Origin of the sequence: Collinsella sp. AM28-11LB, assembly GCF_003469895.1 — a bacterium.
Classification (GTDB): domain Bacteria; phylum Actinomycetota; class Coriobacteriia; order Coriobacteriales; family Coriobacteriaceae; genus Collinsella.
In genome coordinates, this window is the sequence record NZ_QSKJ01000013.1 from 25,069 (window position 1) to 39,110 (window position 14,042).

The 14,042-nt window shown below is 67.1% G+C and carries 23 protein-coding genes; 21 read left to right on the forward strand and 2 right to left on the reverse strand.

Annotated features, from left to right (window positions below):
* Window positions 1-86: 86 nt before the first annotated feature.
* Window positions 87-1,088 (reverse strand): virulence RhuM family protein, encoded by a 1,002-nt coding sequence (locus DW732_RS08910; RefSeq protein ID WP_118099332.1) that lies wholly within the window; start codon window positions 1,086-1,088, stop codon window positions 87-89.
* A 23-nt stretch (window positions 1,089-1,111) separates the two neighbouring features.
* Entirely contained in the window at window positions 1,112-1,501 is a 390-nt protein-coding gene (locus DW732_RS08915) for a helix-turn-helix transcriptional regulator (RefSeq protein WP_118099333.1), read from the reverse strand.
* Window positions 1,502-1,651: 150 nt separating this feature from the next.
* On the opposite strand from DW732_RS08915, the gene DW732_RS08920 reads away from it, so the two are divergent.
* The 21 genes from DW732_RS08920 to DW732_RS09015 all read left to right on the forward strand — a co-directional run.
* On the forward strand, window positions 1,652-1,882 hold the full coding sequence (locus DW732_RS08920; protein WP_118099334.1) for a helix-turn-helix transcriptional regulator: 231 nt from the start codon (window positions 1,652-1,654) through the stop codon (window positions 1,880-1,882).
* Window positions 1,883-2,344: 462 nt separating this feature from the next.
* A complete protein-coding gene (locus DW732_RS08925; protein ID WP_118099366.1) occupies window positions 2,345-2,536 on the forward strand; it encodes a helix-turn-helix transcriptional regulator in 192 nt (63 codons plus the stop codon).
* Window positions 2,533-2,691 carry a hypothetical protein gene (locus tag DW732_RS09910; RefSeq protein ID WP_158567392.1) on the forward strand — a complete coding sequence of 53 codons (159 nt, stop codon included), beginning with the start codon at window positions 2,533-2,535 and terminating at the stop codon, window positions 2,689-2,691. The genes DW732_RS08925 and DW732_RS09910 overlap by 4 nt, the downstream gene beginning before the upstream one ends.
* Before the next feature lie 228 nt (window positions 2,692-2,919).
* Window positions 2,920-3,144 (forward strand): hypothetical protein, encoded by a 225-nt coding sequence (locus DW732_RS08930; RefSeq protein ID WP_147356372.1) that lies wholly within the window; start codon window positions 2,920-2,922, stop codon window positions 3,142-3,144.
* Window positions 3,144-3,302 carry a hypothetical protein gene (locus DW732_RS09915; RefSeq protein WP_158567393.1) on the forward strand — a complete coding sequence of 53 codons (159 nt, stop codon included), beginning with the start codon at window positions 3,144-3,146 and terminating at the stop codon, window positions 3,300-3,302. The genes DW732_RS08930 and DW732_RS09915 overlap by 1 nt, the downstream gene beginning before the upstream one ends.
* 292 nt (window positions 3,303-3,594) lie before the next feature.
* Window positions 3,595-4,848 (forward strand): ParB/RepB/Spo0J family partition protein, encoded by a 1,254-nt coding sequence (locus DW732_RS08935; RefSeq protein ID WP_118099336.1) that lies wholly within the window; start codon window positions 3,595-3,597, stop codon window positions 4,846-4,848.
* A complete protein-coding gene (locus DW732_RS08940; protein WP_118099337.1) occupies window positions 4,841-5,197 on the forward strand; it encodes a hypothetical protein in 357 nt (118 codons plus the stop codon). Before DW732_RS08935 ends, DW732_RS08940 begins: the two co-directional genes overlap by 8 nt.
* Window positions 5,198-5,255: 58 nt before the next feature.
* Complete coding sequence (locus DW732_RS08945; protein ID WP_233539425.1) at window positions 5,256-6,383, forward strand: site-specific integrase; 1,128 nt, start codon at window positions 5,256-5,258, stop codon at window positions 6,381-6,383.
* The gene (locus DW732_RS08950; protein WP_118099339.1) at window positions 6,370-7,101 is read left to right on the forward strand and encodes a hypothetical protein; all 732 of its coding nucleotides are present in this window, start codon (window positions 6,370-6,372) and stop codon (window positions 7,099-7,101) included. Before DW732_RS08945 ends, DW732_RS08950 begins: the two co-directional genes overlap by 14 nt.
* The gene (locus DW732_RS08955) at window positions 7,098-7,433 is read left to right on the forward strand and encodes a hypothetical protein (RefSeq protein WP_118099340.1); all 336 of its coding nucleotides are present in this window, start codon (window positions 7,098-7,100) and stop codon (window positions 7,431-7,433) included. Before DW732_RS08950 ends, DW732_RS08955 begins: the two co-directional genes overlap by 4 nt.
* A 122-nt stretch (window positions 7,434-7,555) precedes the next feature.
* Entirely contained in the window at window positions 7,556-7,786 is a 231-nt protein-coding gene (locus DW732_RS08960; protein ID WP_147356373.1) for a hypothetical protein, read from the forward strand.
* Window positions 7,783-7,989, forward strand: a complete 207-nt coding sequence (locus DW732_RS08965; protein WP_118099342.1) for a hypothetical protein — start codon at window positions 7,783-7,785, stop codon at window positions 7,987-7,989. Before DW732_RS08960 ends, DW732_RS08965 begins: the two co-directional genes overlap by 4 nt.
* An 11-nt stretch (window positions 7,990-8,000) precedes the next feature.
* On the forward strand, window positions 8,001-8,435 hold the full coding sequence (locus tag DW732_RS08970) for a hypothetical protein (protein ID WP_147356374.1): 435 nt from the start codon (window positions 8,001-8,003) through the stop codon (window positions 8,433-8,435).
* Window positions 8,432-8,695 (forward strand): hypothetical protein, encoded by a 264-nt coding sequence (locus tag DW732_RS08975; RefSeq protein WP_118099344.1) that lies wholly within the window; start codon window positions 8,432-8,434, stop codon window positions 8,693-8,695. The genes DW732_RS08970 and DW732_RS08975 overlap by 4 nt, the downstream gene beginning before the upstream one ends.
* A gap of 225 nt (window positions 8,696-8,920) precedes the next feature.
* On the forward strand, window positions 8,921-9,250 hold the full coding sequence (locus DW732_RS08985; protein WP_147356375.1) for a hypothetical protein: 330 nt from the start codon (window positions 8,921-8,923) through the stop codon (window positions 9,248-9,250).
* Window positions 9,251-9,379: 129 nt separating this feature from the next.
* Window positions 9,380-9,832, forward strand: coding sequence for a sigma factor-like helix-turn-helix DNA-binding protein (locus tag DW732_RS08990; RefSeq protein WP_158567395.1), 453 nt, complete (start codon window positions 9,380-9,382; stop codon window positions 9,830-9,832).
* A 314-nt stretch (window positions 9,833-10,146) separates the two neighbouring features.
* Complete coding sequence (locus DW732_RS08995; RefSeq protein WP_118099348.1) at window positions 10,147-10,347, forward strand: hypothetical protein; 201 nt, start codon at window positions 10,147-10,149, stop codon at window positions 10,345-10,347.
* A 2-nt stretch (window positions 10,348-10,349) separates the two neighbouring features.
* Window positions 10,350-10,664, forward strand: coding sequence for an HNH endonuclease (locus tag DW732_RS09000; RefSeq protein ID WP_118099349.1), 315 nt, complete (start codon window positions 10,350-10,352; stop codon window positions 10,662-10,664).
* A 109-nt stretch (window positions 10,665-10,773) separates the two neighbouring features.
* On the forward strand, window positions 10,774-11,223 hold the full coding sequence (locus DW732_RS09005; RefSeq protein ID WP_118099350.1) for a hypothetical protein: 450 nt from the start codon (window positions 10,774-10,776) through the stop codon (window positions 11,221-11,223).
* Between the two features lie 70 nt (window positions 11,224-11,293).
* A complete protein-coding gene (locus tag DW732_RS09800; RefSeq protein WP_147356376.1) occupies window positions 11,294-12,661 on the forward strand; it encodes a hypothetical protein in 1,368 nt (455 codons plus the stop codon).
* On the forward strand, window positions 12,658-14,042 hold a 1,385-nt coding region (locus tag DW732_RS09015), incomplete at its 3' end, for a phage portal protein (RefSeq protein ID WP_147356377.1). The genes DW732_RS09800 and DW732_RS09015, both read left to right, overlap by 4 nt.

Here is a 14,042-nt window from a genome sequence, read left to right on the forward strand (position 1 = left end):
GCCGTCGGCGCGGTCAAGCCATCGCTCATTTTCGCGACCCCACGAAAATGGGGAATAACTGGCGTTTTGATAAGCCCCTGCGCCCGCTACGCCTTGCCGTTCAGGCGCTTCGCCATCTTCTCGAAGTCGTTCTCGTAGGTCTTGTCCTGGAGCTTCTGGAACTCGTGGAAGCGCTCCTTGGCGATCTTGTCGGCCGTCTTCTTGTTGCGGTTGCCCAGGCCCTTGAGCACCTCGCGCCCGCTGAATGCCAGGAAGCCGTCGAGCAGGCGCTCGCAGTCCTCCATGCTCGTCAGGACGTGCCGCTCCGCCCTGTCCTCGAGCGTGTCGAGCAGCATCGTGACGAGGCGGTTCAGCTGCCTAATCTCGTCCTCGGACAGGTAGTTCTTGGCCACGGTGACGTCCGAGGAGTGGATGCGGCCCTCGGGGCCTCCCTTCCACGACGTGAGCCCCATGTTGGGCTTGGACGGGTCGGAGCGCTCCTGGATGATCTCCGCGGCGGTGTGCCCGGTTACGGCGTAGTGCATCTTGTTCTGGACCGCGGCGTAGAAGTTCTTGGCCATGGCCGAGTCCCTGTCGTAGTCGAAGCTGCACTCCTGGAAGATGTCGGTGATCTTGAGCCACACGCGCCGCTCGCTCGCGCGGATGTCGCGGATGCGGGCGAGCAGCTCGTCGAAGTAGTCCTTGCCGAAGGGGCGGCCGTTCTTGAGCATGTCGTCGTTGAGGACGAAGCCCTTGGTGATGTACTCCTTGAGGGTCGCCGTGGCCCACTGGCGGAAACGGGTCGCGCGCAGCGAGTTCACGCGGTATCCGACGGCGATGATGGCATCGAGCGCGTAGAAGTCGACCGTATACGTCTTGCCGTCTGAGGCAGTTGTTGCAATTTTTGCAACAACTGAGTCTCGGTCAAGCTCACCCTCTTCGAAGATGTTCTTCATGTGGCGCGAGATGGTCGACTTGTCCTTGTCGAACAGCTCGGCGATTTCCTTCTGGGGCATCCAAAGCGTCTCGTTCATGTAACGCACCCGCACCGGCACGTTTGTCCCCTCGGACTGGTACAGAATTATCTCGGCCTGGATAGGGTCTTCCATATATCTTCCTTTCCGCTGAATGCCTACGCGGACCTTACTTGATCCGCTTCCAGCCCTTCGCCTTCAGGCGCTGCAGCCTGAGCTTGGGAGAGCTCGGCCTGGTCGCGTGCCGTCTCCAGGATCTTCGAGCGCCTCTTCTCGGTGCTCTGCCGGTAGCAGTAGAGCAGCTCGCCCTCCTCGGGCTTCAGGCTCTCGGCGAACCCCTCGTTCAGGCCTGGCGGCCATCCGCAGAGGTCGTTCGGAGTGCAGCCAAATACCTCGGCTATCACGCAAGCGTCCTCTGCGGTTAGTTTCACTTCACCTCGCTCGATGGAAGCGTAGCGGCGCTCTTTCCATCCAAGTGCGCGCGCGGCATCTGGTTGCTTCTTAAATCCAGCGGCCTCGCGCATCTTCTTTATTGAGAGTTCATACATATAGCTCTCCCTTCTTCACGTAGAAGTCTACGCGAAATGCGTATATCCATCAAGAAAGTTACTAGAATCATGTTGACAATACGTGAATCACGTAGATAATGGGTATCAGCAAACGCGAAACACGTAGATTGCTAGAACGGAGGTACATGAATGACGGATATCTGCACACGAGTTGCCCACAACCTGCGCGTGGCTATGGCCCACGCCGACATCAAGACCGCTGAGGAGCTTTCCGCGGCCTCGGGCGTGTCGGTCTATAGCATCCGCAACTATCTGGCCAAGTCCTCGACGCCATCGCTCGAGAGCCTCGCGGCGTTGGGAACGGCCCTCGGCTGCACGCCCAACGACCTGATGGGCTGGAACACGGACGAGGCCGCTTAGGGATGGGGGAAGAGATGGAAAGTCTCGAAAAGGATGCGGGGCCCCGGCGGATCCGGTCTCGGGGGCGGTTCGGTGCGCAACCCTCGCCGCCTCCCTAGCCCGGGTCGTTATCCGCCATCCTGCACGGTTATCAGACCAGATCCCGCCCGGATTTCCCCGTGCCTGCCCTATACCCCTTTAATAACTGCCAATCGGGAGAGGGACTGGAGAGCTTCGGCGGGACTTTCGGTAGCCCGCGGTCTGGCTGCCTCGCCGCGCGTCGTTGCGCCGACGCCTTCGGCTCGGGCTTTTCCGGCTTCCGTATGCCGGGCGGGGCCCTACTTTACGGCGGCCCGCGTCCTCAAAACTGCCTTCAAGGAGATGGCTCCCTTCCGTCGGTTGACAGGACGCTTGGATTGTACCGCCTCCCTTTGCGTAAAGGGATGAACGCAAATGAGTTTACGGGTTTGTGAGGATACGGAGATGAATGAGATCAGACGGCTCCGCAAGAAGGCGGGCCTCTCGCAGTTCAAGCTCGCCGTGAGGGCGGGCGTGACCGAGACGACGATACGCAACTGGGAGCGCCGGGGGATAGCCGACGCGAAGTACGGGGCGGCCAAGCGGCTCGCGAGGGCGCTGGGCGTGCCCATGGAGGAATTGGAGGAAGAGGAATGACGGGGAAGAGACGGGCGCTGCTGGCCTCGGCCGCCGTCATGGACGCCGCCGGGTGGATGTGCGCCGCGCAGGGGGCCTACGGCCTGGCGCGCTGCTGCTTTGCCGCCGCGCTGCCGTTCATCGCGGCGTGGGTGGTCGGGTCGCTTTTCGGTTGAGGCGGGCCCGCCCCCGTCGCTCCACGGGTTCCGCACCGCCCCCATTCCACGGGGCCCGTGGCGCGACGGGGCCGGACTCCCTACTTCCGGCCCGCAAGGTGTCCGCCGCCGACTTGGCGGGGCGGCGGCACCGCTCCCTTTGGCGGGGGAGCGCCCTCCGGCTGCATCTATCGGTGCGGCCCTCCGGCAAGGGATTGGCTCAACGAATGAAAGGAGAAGGCCATGTGGATGTCTATAGCCAAGGGCGCGCGTTACGCCTGCTGCGACAACGTCACGTTCCGCGCGATGGTCATGCAGGGGATCATCCCGCGCTACCCGTCGCTCAACCCCAACAGCTCGCGCGAGGTGGTGCGCAGCGAGGACATCGACGCCGCCATCATGGCGCGCGGCGCGGTGCCGGCGCTGCCGTCGCCGGACTGCGTGCCGGCGCGCCGACCGAGGCGGGTGGCGTGATGGCCGACCTGGTCTGGGAGGCGGGCTGCCGCCTCGGCGCGTGGTGGGACTCGCTGCCCGAGCGCGTGCGCAGCGTGGTGTGCGCCGCGGCGCTCATCGGCATGATCGCCGTCGCCGGCGCCATCGAGGGGACCGCACCGAGCGGGATGTACTACTAGCCCCCATTTACCTTGACAGCTGCATAGCGATCGGGGCGGCGGCCCGGGGAAGGGAGCCGCCCTATGGGACAAGGAATGCCGCCCGTATGGAAGATCGCCCTGTACGTCATCCTGTACACCGTCTCCTACATCGTCTTTTACGTCATCGGCGCTGTTGTGTACCTGAAAGTGCATGGATGAGGAGCCTCCCGAGATAGGACTGCTCCTCGCTCGTCAACTCGACCATCCGGACCTCCGCCCCGATCGCTATGGCAGTTCATGCGAGGCCTAGGGCCTCGAGACAGGAGGATACATGCAATTCGAGAAGAAGTCTGTGCGCCTGGGCGATATCCGCCCGAGCGGGCAGAACCCGCGCGAGGACTTCGGCGACATCGGCGCCCTGGCCCGCAGCATCGAGGCGACCGGCGGCGAGCCGCTGAACCCGCCCGTGGTCGTGGCGGACGGCAACGTGTTCCGCATCGTGGACGGCGAGCGCCGCTACCGCGCGCTGTCGTCGCTCTACGGGGAGGACCGCGAGGTGTCCGCGCTGGTGGCCGACACCATGGACGAGGCCAACGAGCTCGTGGCCATGCTCGCCACCGACGACAAGCGCCAGCTGACCGATGCCGAGCGCGCCCGCGGCGTGCAGCAGATGCTCGTGCTGGGCGTCGACGAGCAGCGCATCGAGCGCGCGAGCCGCGCCACCGCCGGGCAGATCCGGGCTGCGCGCAGGCTTCGCGGGAGTATCGAGGGCCGGCAGGTGACGCTGGAGCAGCTCGAGGCCGCGAGCGCCTTCGACGACGAGAGGGACGTCGAGGCCGTGCTCGCCGCCGGTGACGGCTGGGCGGGCAAGGCCGACCAGATCCGCCGCCGCAACGAACGCGATGAGGCCAAGGCCGAGGACTACGACGCGTTCGGGGACGCCGCTATTCCCGTGGTGACGGAGCGCCCCGATGGCTCGAGCTACGTGCTCTGGGCATGCTACGGCACCGTGGCAAAGGAGCTCGAGGGGCTGGATGTCGCCCCCGGCACCGTGGCGGTGAATACCGGCAGCGGCTGGTATCTCTACAAGCCCGACGATGGCTCGGGCGATCAGGCCGAGAAGACCGAGGAGGAGATCCTGGCCGAGCAGGAGGCCGAGCGCGAGAAGGCGGCGCTCGAGGAACTGTACAGGAGCCTGATCGGCTTCGTGTCGTCCGGCGCCTTTGCCATGTCCAAGGACCTCATGGTGGAGGTGCGCGTGGGCCGCGAGGACCCGCCCGCGCTGCTAATGGCGATGGGCGGCGACAGCCACCCCGAGAACGAGGGGCGTTTCGGGCTCGTGCGAGACGAGTTCGCCCGCAACCTCAAGGCCTGCAGGCCCAGCGAGTACGAGGCCGGCTGCTGGCTCATGGCGGCGGCCAAGGACATGGCCCAGCTCGACAACCGCTGGGGCGGCGACGACGCGGAGGCGTGGCTCGACCACTATGACATCTTCTGCTCCGCGGGCTTCGAGCCCGGCGAGGAGGACGTGTGGCTCATGGAGAGGGTGCAGGCGAGCGCCAAGGAGGAGGAGAAGGATGAGTAGCGAGAAGAAGGCCAGGGTGACGGTCGAGGCGTGCGGCGAGGTCCGCGCTTTCGAGTGCCGCTGCGCGACGGTCGCGACCGCCAAAGGGGACGGCTCCGGCGACTCATGCTTCGTGGGCACGACCGACATCAGCGACCTGTTCGCGCTCGCCTGCGAGTGCGCCGACGCGCTCTGCGCGGCCTTCAGCCAGGCGGGCGTCCCGGACAGGAACGCGCGCAAGCTCGTGCTCATCGCCGCGCTCGGCGCCAATCACCATGGGCACGCCGACAGCATCCAGGCCACCGACCTGGACGCGCGCAGGGAGATCCGCGACGTGGCGGCGGAGCTGGGCGTCGATGCCGACATCTAGCGAGCGCCGGGCGGTCGTGCAGCGCGGGGCGGACGGCAGATGGTTCGCCCGCCCCTACATGGGCACCGACCGCGTGACCGGAAGGCGGATCAGGCCGTACAGGTCGTGGGACGCGGAGCTGACGCGCGAGCAGGCCCAGGCCGAGTGCGACAGGTGGGCGGCCACGTTCGACCCGTCGTCGGCCCGGGACAGCTCCAAGCGCCTGTCCTCGATGCTCGAGACGTACATCTCGGACCCGGTGAACGGGCTGTCCGACAACTCCGTGGCCACGTACCGCAGCGTCGTCAGGACGATGGTGGAGCCGACCATCGGCCGGCTGCCCTACGACCAGCTTGAGCCCTGGGACGTGTCGGCCGCCTACCGTATGCTGCTCGCCCCCAGGACGGGCAAGGGGCTGTCGCCCAAGACGCTGCTCAAGATGCACGCGCTGCTGAAGGGCGCCTACCGCTCGTGGCAGCCGGCGCTGGGGCGGGACATCATGCTCGACGTCCCCGCGCCCTCGCCCGACCCCGTCGAGCCCTTCGCGCTGTCCGAGCTCGACACCGACGAGCTCTCCCGGGCGCTGGTCTCCGCCATGTCCTCGCGCTCGGCCTCGGGCGCCAACATCTCTCGGCGCACCGAGGCCATGGCGGCCTACCTCGCCCTCAACACGGGGCTTCGCTGCGGGGAGGTCTGCGGGCTGCAGCGCCGAGACTGGCGCCGCGCCCTGCACGACCTGCACGTGGTGGGGCAGGCGGTCGAGAAGCCCGAGCTGCACCGGCAGGCCTACACCAAGGGCAGGCGCGTGCGCAACGTGTCGCTCGCGCCGGCGGTGGAGGCCCAGCTGCAGCGCCACCTGGAGTGGCAGGACACGTGGCTCGCGCGCAGGGGCCCGGCGGCGCTGGTGGTGACCTTCGGGCCCGCCGGCGCCCTCGCGCGCCCGTCCACCGTGACGAGCCGATTCAAGTCGCTCGCGAGGGACCTGGGGCTGCCGGAGGAGACGGTGTTCCACTCGCTGCGGCACACCCATGCCACCTGGCTGCTCATGAACGGGTTCGACATGAGGACCATCCAGGAGCGCCTGGGGCACGCGAGCGTCAAGACGACGCTCGACATCTACGGCTCGGTCATGCCGGGCCGCGACCAGGCCGCCGCCGCGGCCTTTACCGATTCGATCTGCGGAGGTGATACGGATGACGATACTTGATTCCCTCGTGGAGGGCGCCCTGTGCCTCGGCAACAGGCGCGAGAGCAACGAGCTGCTCGGCATGATGGTGCGCTACCTCGTGACCGGAGAGGTGCCCGAGCCGCGCACCGACGCCCAGAGGATGGCCATCACGCTGATCATGCCGGTCCTCGAGAACAGCCGCGCCAGGGCGGAGGCCGGAAGGAGGGGCGGGCTGAGCCGTGGCAGCGCAGCAGGCGAAGCCGCAAGCGAAGCCGAAAGCAAACGCGCGAGCGAAGCCGAAAGCAAAACGGAAAGCAAACGCGCAAGCAAAACCGTAAGCAAACCGGCAAGCAAACCCGTAAGCAAACGCGCAAGCGAAGAGGAAGAGGAAGAGGAGTTAGGAGTCTGGATTAACCCCTCAGATTGTGAAAACAGAGGGGGAGGTGGCGCAGAGTTCGTCCCGCCTGCCCTCGAGGAGGTCGAGTCGTATTTCGCGGCGAACTGCCTTCGCGGCAGCGCCCGGAAGTTCTTCGACTATTACGAGGCCAACGGGTGGACCAGGCAGGGCTTCCCCATCGCGAAATGGGAGCCGGTCGCCCGCAGCTGGTCAGACCGCGAGCGCGGCTACGACGCGGAGCGCAAGGCACGGGGCGGGCAGACCTCGCAGGAGGTCGAGCGCGCGGCGGTGTGGAAGCCCGCCGAGACCGAGGACGACGTCATCGCCGCCCTCGAGCGGGAGCTGGGTGAGTCGGCATGATCACCCTCAGGGAGATGCTCGACGGCTTCGACCCCGCAGCCGGCCGGCCGCTCGACGTGACGCGGATCTACATGGCCAACGTCATCGGCGCCGACGAGGGCGCGCGCCTGGCCAAGAAGCAGAAGCTCGACGAGTACCGCGCCCGCAAGCGCGCCAAGGAGGACCTGCGGATGGACATCGCCGCCATCGCGAGGGGCGAGGAGCCGAGCTGGAGGTATGCCAAAGGTGTGCCAACACCGGCGGGGCAGCCGGGCCAGCAGGCGATGGGGTTCCCGCCGCTAGAGGGCGGAAACGGGGCCGGCGGGGGAGTCCCCGCGGCAAAGAACGCCTAATTCTTTTGAGATAGGAGAGTGAGAAGGTCTTGACCGAGATCTCAGCGGTGATGAGGGCCTACCGGGACGCCCTCGACAGGCACCGGATTCCCTGGGCCGACGACACGCAGGACACCGAGCGCGTGGGCGGGTACCGGCTGCGCATCGAGCGTACCGTGACCATCCTGGACGACGAGATGGTGAGCGTGCTCTGGGGCTATCAGTGCCTGCCGGGCCGCGAGCCCACGGGTGTGAGCATCGGGTACCCGAACTACCTCGAGGTGCAGTACGACCCCGTGAGCACCGAGCCGTTCATGGCCACGCCGGGCGACATCCTGGCCGGCATCTTCGGCGTGAGGGGTGAGTCTCTGTGAGCTACAGGTGCGGCCCCGCCGACTGGATCGACCTCGCCATCGGCAGGCTCGAGGACGCGAAGAGGTCGCTCAGTGAGTGCGACAGGCTGCGACAGGGGTGCGACATCTGCGATGAGCTGCGCCAGGCGAGGCGATGCCTCAACAGGGCGCTGATCATGGTCGCGGAGGAGAAGGAAATCGAGAAGGATTGGATCACGAAGTGAGCGAGCGCCTTATGGTCGATAGCTTAATGACTGCGGACGGGGAGGTGGTGCAGCTGCCGACGCTGGGGCCGCTGGGCCCAGTCGACGCGGAGGGCGGTCGTATTCCGCTGGACACCAAGGAGCTACTCGACGCCCACGGGGAGTGCAGGAAGGTCGAATCGTACGAGTTCTCGACCTGGTCTCAGCGGTGGGTCGTCCACTTTGACTCCGGCCCCGACTCGTACGCCGACGATTGCCACCTCACGCCTCCCGACAGCCTGGAGAAGCTGGCGGACGATTTGGATAGAGTCGCCGACCGCCAGGATGGAACCGCCTGCACGTATCTCGATCGCGACAGGCGCGATTGCGAAGGGTGCAAGTTCGAGCATCGCGACTGCACTTGCGTCGAGGCTTTCCTGCGGGACGTGGCTGCCCGTATCCGCAGGCTGGGCGGTGAGAGCAAATGAGTTGCTATTTCTGCGGCGGGTCGCGCATCGCGTCGCTGCACTCCGCGCCCGACCGGGACATCCGGAACTGGTCCGTTGGGTCCATGACCCTCGCGCGGCGCTATGACGGCCAGCCCATCATCGCCGTCGAGCTGGATACCGACGTGGCGCTCGACATCTCGGTCAACGGCTCGTGCGGAGAGACCGTCGGCGCCGACGTGACGGCGACCGCCTACATCGAGGACATCAAGTACTGCCCGTTCTGCGGAGAGGAGCTTTGATCCGCTCGGCGGCCGAGCTGTTCCGCGCGACCGCCTGGCGCACGGTGCCCGATATGGTGTCGGGTCCCGCGCGCCGGGCGCTCGCGCACGGTCGGGCGGACGCGCCGCGGGTGACGTCGGTGCAGATCGGGGAGACGGAGCGGAGGGCTCGTGCGCTGGAACGCGACCGGGCACGGGCGCTCAAGAGGTCGAGGAAGGCTAAGCGATGAGGTTGTTTGAGAAGCTGTGGCGGATAATCATAGAGAACCGCCGCGTGCGCAAGAGTATCGAGGCGCGGCGCGCCCGCAGGTGCAGGAGGTCGATGAGATGACCATGATGTGGGACGTGCAGGAGAGGAACTGCGCAGTCTGCGGGAGGATCTTCATCCCGCAGGCGCCGAAGGCGAAGTACTGCTCGGAGGACTGCCGGCGCAAGCACGAGCAGGACCGCGCGAAGGAGGCCCGCCGCAAGGGTACCAAGCCGAAGCGCGACAGTGTCGACCGCTACCTGGCGCCCACTGGGCCGGCTCACGACGAGATCATGGCCATGCGCCGCGAGGTCGCGATGAGATATTGAGTTTCCGCAGGTAGACATAGGTAGATATATAATTAAGGCCGCTGGCGTTTGAGTGCCGGCGGCCTTTGGCAAAGACGCCTCCCGGCATCCTCTATGTGGCGTAGAGCATGGTACCACGCGGGAGGTCACATGGATGCACGTGAATATTTGGAGACTGTACGGGCCGCCCAGCGCGGCATCGACCGCAGGCTGGCGGTCATCCAGTCGATGCAGGCGCGCGAGCAGGTGCGCGCCCAGCGCTACGACGCCGTGGGCAAGGGCGCGCACGGCACGGACTTCATGAGGTCCACCGACGACCGCATAGACTACGAGCGCCGCAGCGGCGCCGAGCTGTCCGAGCTGCGGCATGAGGTGGAGCTGGGCCGAGAGCTGTGCGCGGGCGTGCGCTCGGCCAACCCGGGCAAGCGCTGGGGCGACGTTCTGGAGCTGCGCTACTGTGAGGACCGCACGCTGCAGGAGATCGCGGGGACGCTGGGGGTGTCGGTGAGGTCGGTGAACTCCGACCTGTGCGCCGCCCTGGACTGGACGGACATGGTCGGGCTGGCGGCAGCCCGATCCGGTCTTGGCCGCGCCGCAGTCTGAGCTAGATATAACTCTATCGAGACCCGTCGGCTCCGCGCCGGCGGGTTTCTCTCTTCTTGCTGGCTGCACGCGATTGCACACGGTTGCACGCCGTTGCACACAATTGCACGCAATTGCCTACGATTGCACGCGATTGCACACAATTGCACACCGTTGCACGTTGTGGCTGGGATATAACTAGGGTGTCGATTCGCAGCGCCGCCCGCGCGGTGTGCGGGTCGGAGTGCGTGGAAGCACAGATGAGTGGCCGGGGTCCCCTTAGCAGTTCAGGGCCCTGGCCTTTCTATTGAACGACAACGTAATGAGGTGGGTCCGTGGTCACACGCGAGGCTATCGCCCGTGCCGCCAACCGGTACGACACTGTGATGGCGTGGGCTTTCCGCCGCGCCCTGGGCATCGCCCGCCGTGCGGGCGGGCGCAAGTGCAAGGGGGCCGGCAAGGCCGTCGAGCGCCTGCGCTTTACGGGGCTCGAGGAATGCATGGCCAACCGGGGCCGTTCTCCCGTGGAGCGCTAGCCATGGCCACCAAGACCCGCTACGCCAACGGCCACGCCCGCCGGCAGGTGCGCGCATGGCTCAAGGCGCAGGGCCTGCCGTGCCACATCTGCGGCGGGGCCATCGACTACGACCTGCCGGCAGGCGACCCGATGAGCTTCGAGGTGGACGAGATCGTGCCCGTTTCCAAGGGCGGCTCGCCCGTCGACCGCGCGAACGTCGCGCCGGCCCACAGGATCTGCAACGAGCGGCGCGGCAACAAGAGCCTCGCGGCCCTGGGCAAGCCGATCTCGCCGCGCCCCCGCGACGTGGGCTGCTCGACCTCGCTGCCGTGGTGAGCCGACCCTGGGGGATGGCCCCCTCCCCGGGGGCCGAGGGCTCGCCCCGCGGCATTGCGCCTTTTTTGCGCAGGCCCCCAAACCGAGTCCATACCGGGAGGTGCATGGAATGTCCACGAAGTCCACGAAGCCGAGGGGCAAGCCCTGGACCCCGGACGAGCGGGAGTTCGTCAGAAACGCCTACCCGGCGCTCGGACCTGCGGCTATCGCGAAGAAGCTCAAGCGCTCGCGCTCCGGCGTGTGCGCACTCATCAAGAGAATGAAGGAGAGCGGCGAGATCGCGACCGGCGAGTCCACGGGGCAGTCCGTGGGCGCGGGCGTCTCGGCGCCCCCGGCCGACGGCCCGGACGGCCGCCAGGACACGCTCGGGAGGCTCCGGTGGGTGCGGCAGGTCATCGAGCGGCAGCTCTACGACGCCGAGCCCAGCCAGGCGGCCCGGCTCGCCAAGGAGTACCGCGAGACGCTCGAGCAGATCGAGCGAATAGAGGGGGCCGGGGATGACGGTGGCGACGATGTCATCATCAACGCCGTCTCTGTCCTGCGCGACGTCCTCGGCTAAGCCGAGGCTGCTCCTCGTCCAGCCCTACGAGAGATCCATCGGCTCCCTCGCGGTCGAGCTCGCCCCGACGATGGGCTACGACCTCGTGCCGTGGCAGGAGCAGCTCGCCCACGACATCGGCGCCGTGGACGCGAGCGGCAAATGGGTCCACCCCCGCGTCGGCATCTCCATCCCGCGCCAGCAGGGCAAGTCCGTCGACCTCATCGTGTGGGTCGCGATCATGGCGGCGCTGGCCGGCTACAAGGTGCTGTGGACCGAGCACAACTACTCCACGACCATGGAGATGGTCGCCCGCTTCCGCAAGATCTTCGGCCGCCGCGTCGGCGACACGTCCGAGGGAATCCCGCGCTGGCGCAAGCTCCTGGTCGAGGTCTGCTCCCAGACCGGCCAGGAATGGATGCGGTTCAGCTCCGGCGGCGTCATCCAGTTCTCGACGAGGACCAAGTCCTCGCGCCTGGGCTTCTCGTTCGACATCGTCATCTACGACGAGGCCCAGGAGCTCACGGGCATCCACACCCAGGTCGTCAACCCGACCACGGTGTCCGGAGCCAAGCACAACCTGATGATCGTGTACGCCGGAACGCCGACCCGTGCCGGCAACCCCGCCGAGGTGTTCAAGAACCTCCGGCAGCAGGCGTGGGAGGGCGGCGAGAAGGCGTCCGACCTGCTGTGGCTGGAGTACGGCGTCGAGGAGGTCGGCGACATCTGGGACGAGAGCCGCTGGCCGGAGGTCATGCCATCGCTCGGATACCATGCCGACATCCGCGCCATCCGCACCGGAATGAAGGACATGGACGAGCTGGGAGCCGCCCAGGAATACCTGGGCTACTGGCTGCCCCCGCAGACGCAGGTTGAGCCGCCCGTCATCGGCGCCGGCGCATGGGGCGAGTGCCTCGTTGGGAGCGGCCCCGAGCTGACCGCCGGCTGCAGGATCTGCGCCGGCGTGAGGTTCAGCGCCGACGGCTCGACCGTCGCCGTGGCGTGCGCCGTGCGGCCGCCCGGCTCGCCGACCGTGCACGTTGAGCTTCCCTTCTGCAAGGACCCGGAGCCCAGCACGGATTGGCTGGCCTACTGGATCGCCGCGAGGGCGGGCAGGTACGCGTGCGTCGCCATCGACGGCAAGGCGGGCGCCGGCGCCCTGTGCGACAAGCTCGAGGGCATGGGCATGCCCAAGGACTACATCCTGCGCCCGAGCACCGACCAGGCCGTGACCGCCGCGAGCCTCATCTCGTCCGGCGCGAAGGCGGGCTCGGTCACGCATATCGCGTGCCCGGCGCTCGACCTCTCCGCCGAGACCTCACCCAAGCGCAAGATCGGCTCGTCGGGCGGCTGGGGCTTCGGCGGGGACAACGCCGCGCCCATCGAGGCAGCGGGGCTGGCGCTGCTCGCGCTCAGCACATCGAAGAGAAAACCCGGAATGAAGGCGAGGGTCACTTGATCTCGATACCTTACGCCGTGGCGTCCGCCGACGGCCTGCTCGAGGAGGACCGCGAGACGGTGCGCTGCCTGCTCAACAGCTGGCAGACGCACTACAGGGGCAACCTCCTGCGATCGGACTACTACGAGGCGCGCAACATGCTCAAGGACCTCGGCATCTCCGTCCCCGACTCGCTGCGCGACCTGGAGGTCGCGTGCGGCTGGGGCTACAAGTGCGTGGAGGTCATGCGCGACCACATCGCCTTCGACGGGTTCACGTGCCCCGACGACGCGGACTTCGACGACCTGCTCACCTCCGTGGCCAAGCGCAACAAGATGGCCACGCGCGTCGGCAAGGCCGTCAACTCCGCGCTCAAGTACTGCTTCTCCATGCTCGTGGTGACGGCGGACGAGGACGGGCACGCCCGCATCTCGGCGTACCCGCCGACGCTGTGCACGGGCATCTGGGACGACGTCCACGAGTGCCTGTCCTCCGGCATGTTCGTCGTCTCCTTCGCCAAGGACCGCGGGCGGCCCACGAACCGCCCGGACTGGGTCAACGTGATGCTGCCGGACCGCATGGTGCGCATCCGCGAGGTTCGCCGCAACGAGTGGGCGGCGGAGTACGTGGAGCACGGCCTGGGCGCCGTGCCCATGTTCGTCATGCCGCACAACCCCGACGACGACCGACCCTTCGGCGTGTCCAGGATCAACTCCGAGGTGCGCTGGAACATCGACTGCGCCATGCGCGCCAACGTCAACGAGGAGATCGCCGCCGCGTTCGCCGCGTCCACGCAGAAGTACCTGCTGGGCACCGACGGCGACGCGTTCGCCGACAAGACCAAGTGGAGCGCCTTCATCGGCTCCATCTTCGAGGTCACCAAGACCGAGGACGGCACGATCCCGCAGTTCGGACAGCTCACGCAGCCGAGTATGCAGCCCATGACCGAGCACTTCGGCAACCTGTGCAAGCGCATGAGCGCCGCGACCGGTATCCACGTGGGGCAGTTCGGCATCATGAGCGACAACCCCAGCTCCGCCGAGGCGATCTACGCCGAGAACGAGCCGCTCATCCTCAAGTGCAAGAGCTTCATCCGCGAGGCCAAGGCGGCGCTGGCGAACGCCGCGACCGCCGCGATCGCGACGGAGCTCGGGTGCTCATACGAGGAGGCGGAGGACGCCTGCGGCGTGTCCGTCCACTTCCTGAACCCCGCCATGCCTACCCTGGCCCAGCAGACAGACAGCTCCATCAAGCTCGCGTCTGTGGTGGACGGCTTCGCCGGCACGCCGACCTTCTGGCGGCTCAACGGCCTCGATGACGACGAGGTGCGCAACGTCTCATCCGAGATCAGGCGCAACGTGACGCGCTCGGCGGCGCTCGACCTGATGGCGGGGGCCGCCCC

Coding starts and splice junctions, on each gene's coding strand:
- DW732_RS08910 (WP_118099332.1), bottom strand. CDS start 1,088: ATGGAAGACCCTATCCAGGCCGAGATAATTCTGTACCAGTCCGAGGGG.
- DW732_RS08915 (WP_118099333.1), bottom strand. CDS start 1,501: ATGTATGAACTCTCAATAAAGAAGATGCGCGAGGCCGCTGGATTTAAG.
- DW732_RS08920 (WP_118099334.1), top strand. CDS start 1,652: ATGACGGATATCTGCACACGAGTTGCCCACAACCTGCGCGTGGCTATG.
- DW732_RS08925 (WP_118099366.1), top strand. CDS start 2,345: ATGAATGAGATCAGACGGCTCCGCAAGAAGGCGGGCCTCTCGCAGTTC.
- DW732_RS09910 (WP_158567392.1), top strand. CDS start 2,533: ATGACGGGGAAGAGACGGGCGCTGCTGGCCTCGGCCGCCGTCATGGAC.
- DW732_RS08930 (WP_147356372.1), top strand. CDS start 2,920: ATGTCTATAGCCAAGGGCGCGCGTTACGCCTGCTGCGACAACGTCACG.
- DW732_RS09915 (WP_158567393.1), top strand. CDS start 3,144: ATGGCCGACCTGGTCTGGGAGGCGGGCTGCCGCCTCGGCGCGTGGTGG.
- DW732_RS08935 (WP_118099336.1), top strand. CDS start 3,595: ATGCAATTCGAGAAGAAGTCTGTGCGCCTGGGCGATATCCGCCCGAGC.
- DW732_RS08940 (WP_118099337.1), top strand. CDS start 4,841: ATGAGTAGCGAGAAGAAGGCCAGGGTGACGGTCGAGGCGTGCGGCGAG.
- DW732_RS08945 (WP_233539425.1), top strand. CDS start 5,256: ATGGGCACCGACCGCGTGACCGGAAGGCGGATCAGGCCGTACAGGTCG.
- DW732_RS08950 (WP_118099339.1), top strand. CDS start 6,370: ATGACGATACTTGATTCCCTCGTGGAGGGCGCCCTGTGCCTCGGCAAC.
- DW732_RS08955 (WP_118099340.1), top strand. CDS start 7,098: ATGATCACCCTCAGGGAGATGCTCGACGGCTTCGACCCCGCAGCCGGC.
- DW732_RS08970 (WP_147356374.1), top strand. CDS start 8,001: ATGGTCGATAGCTTAATGACTGCGGACGGGGAGGTGGTGCAGCTGCCG.
- DW732_RS08975 (WP_118099344.1), top strand. CDS start 8,432: ATGAGTTGCTATTTCTGCGGCGGGTCGCGCATCGCGTCGCTGCACTCC.
- DW732_RS08990 (WP_158567395.1), top strand. CDS start 9,380: ATGGATGCACGTGAATATTTGGAGACTGTACGGGCCGCCCAGCGCGGC.
- DW732_RS09000 (WP_118099349.1), top strand. CDS start 10,350: ATGGCCACCAAGACCCGCTACGCCAACGGCCACGCCCGCCGGCAGGTG.
- DW732_RS09005 (WP_118099350.1), top strand. CDS start 10,774: ATGTCCACGAAGTCCACGAAGCCGAGGGGCAAGCCCTGGACCCCGGAC.
- DW732_RS09800 (WP_147356376.1), top strand. CDS start 11,294: ATGGGCTACGACCTCGTGCCGTGGCAGGAGCAGCTCGCCCACGACATC.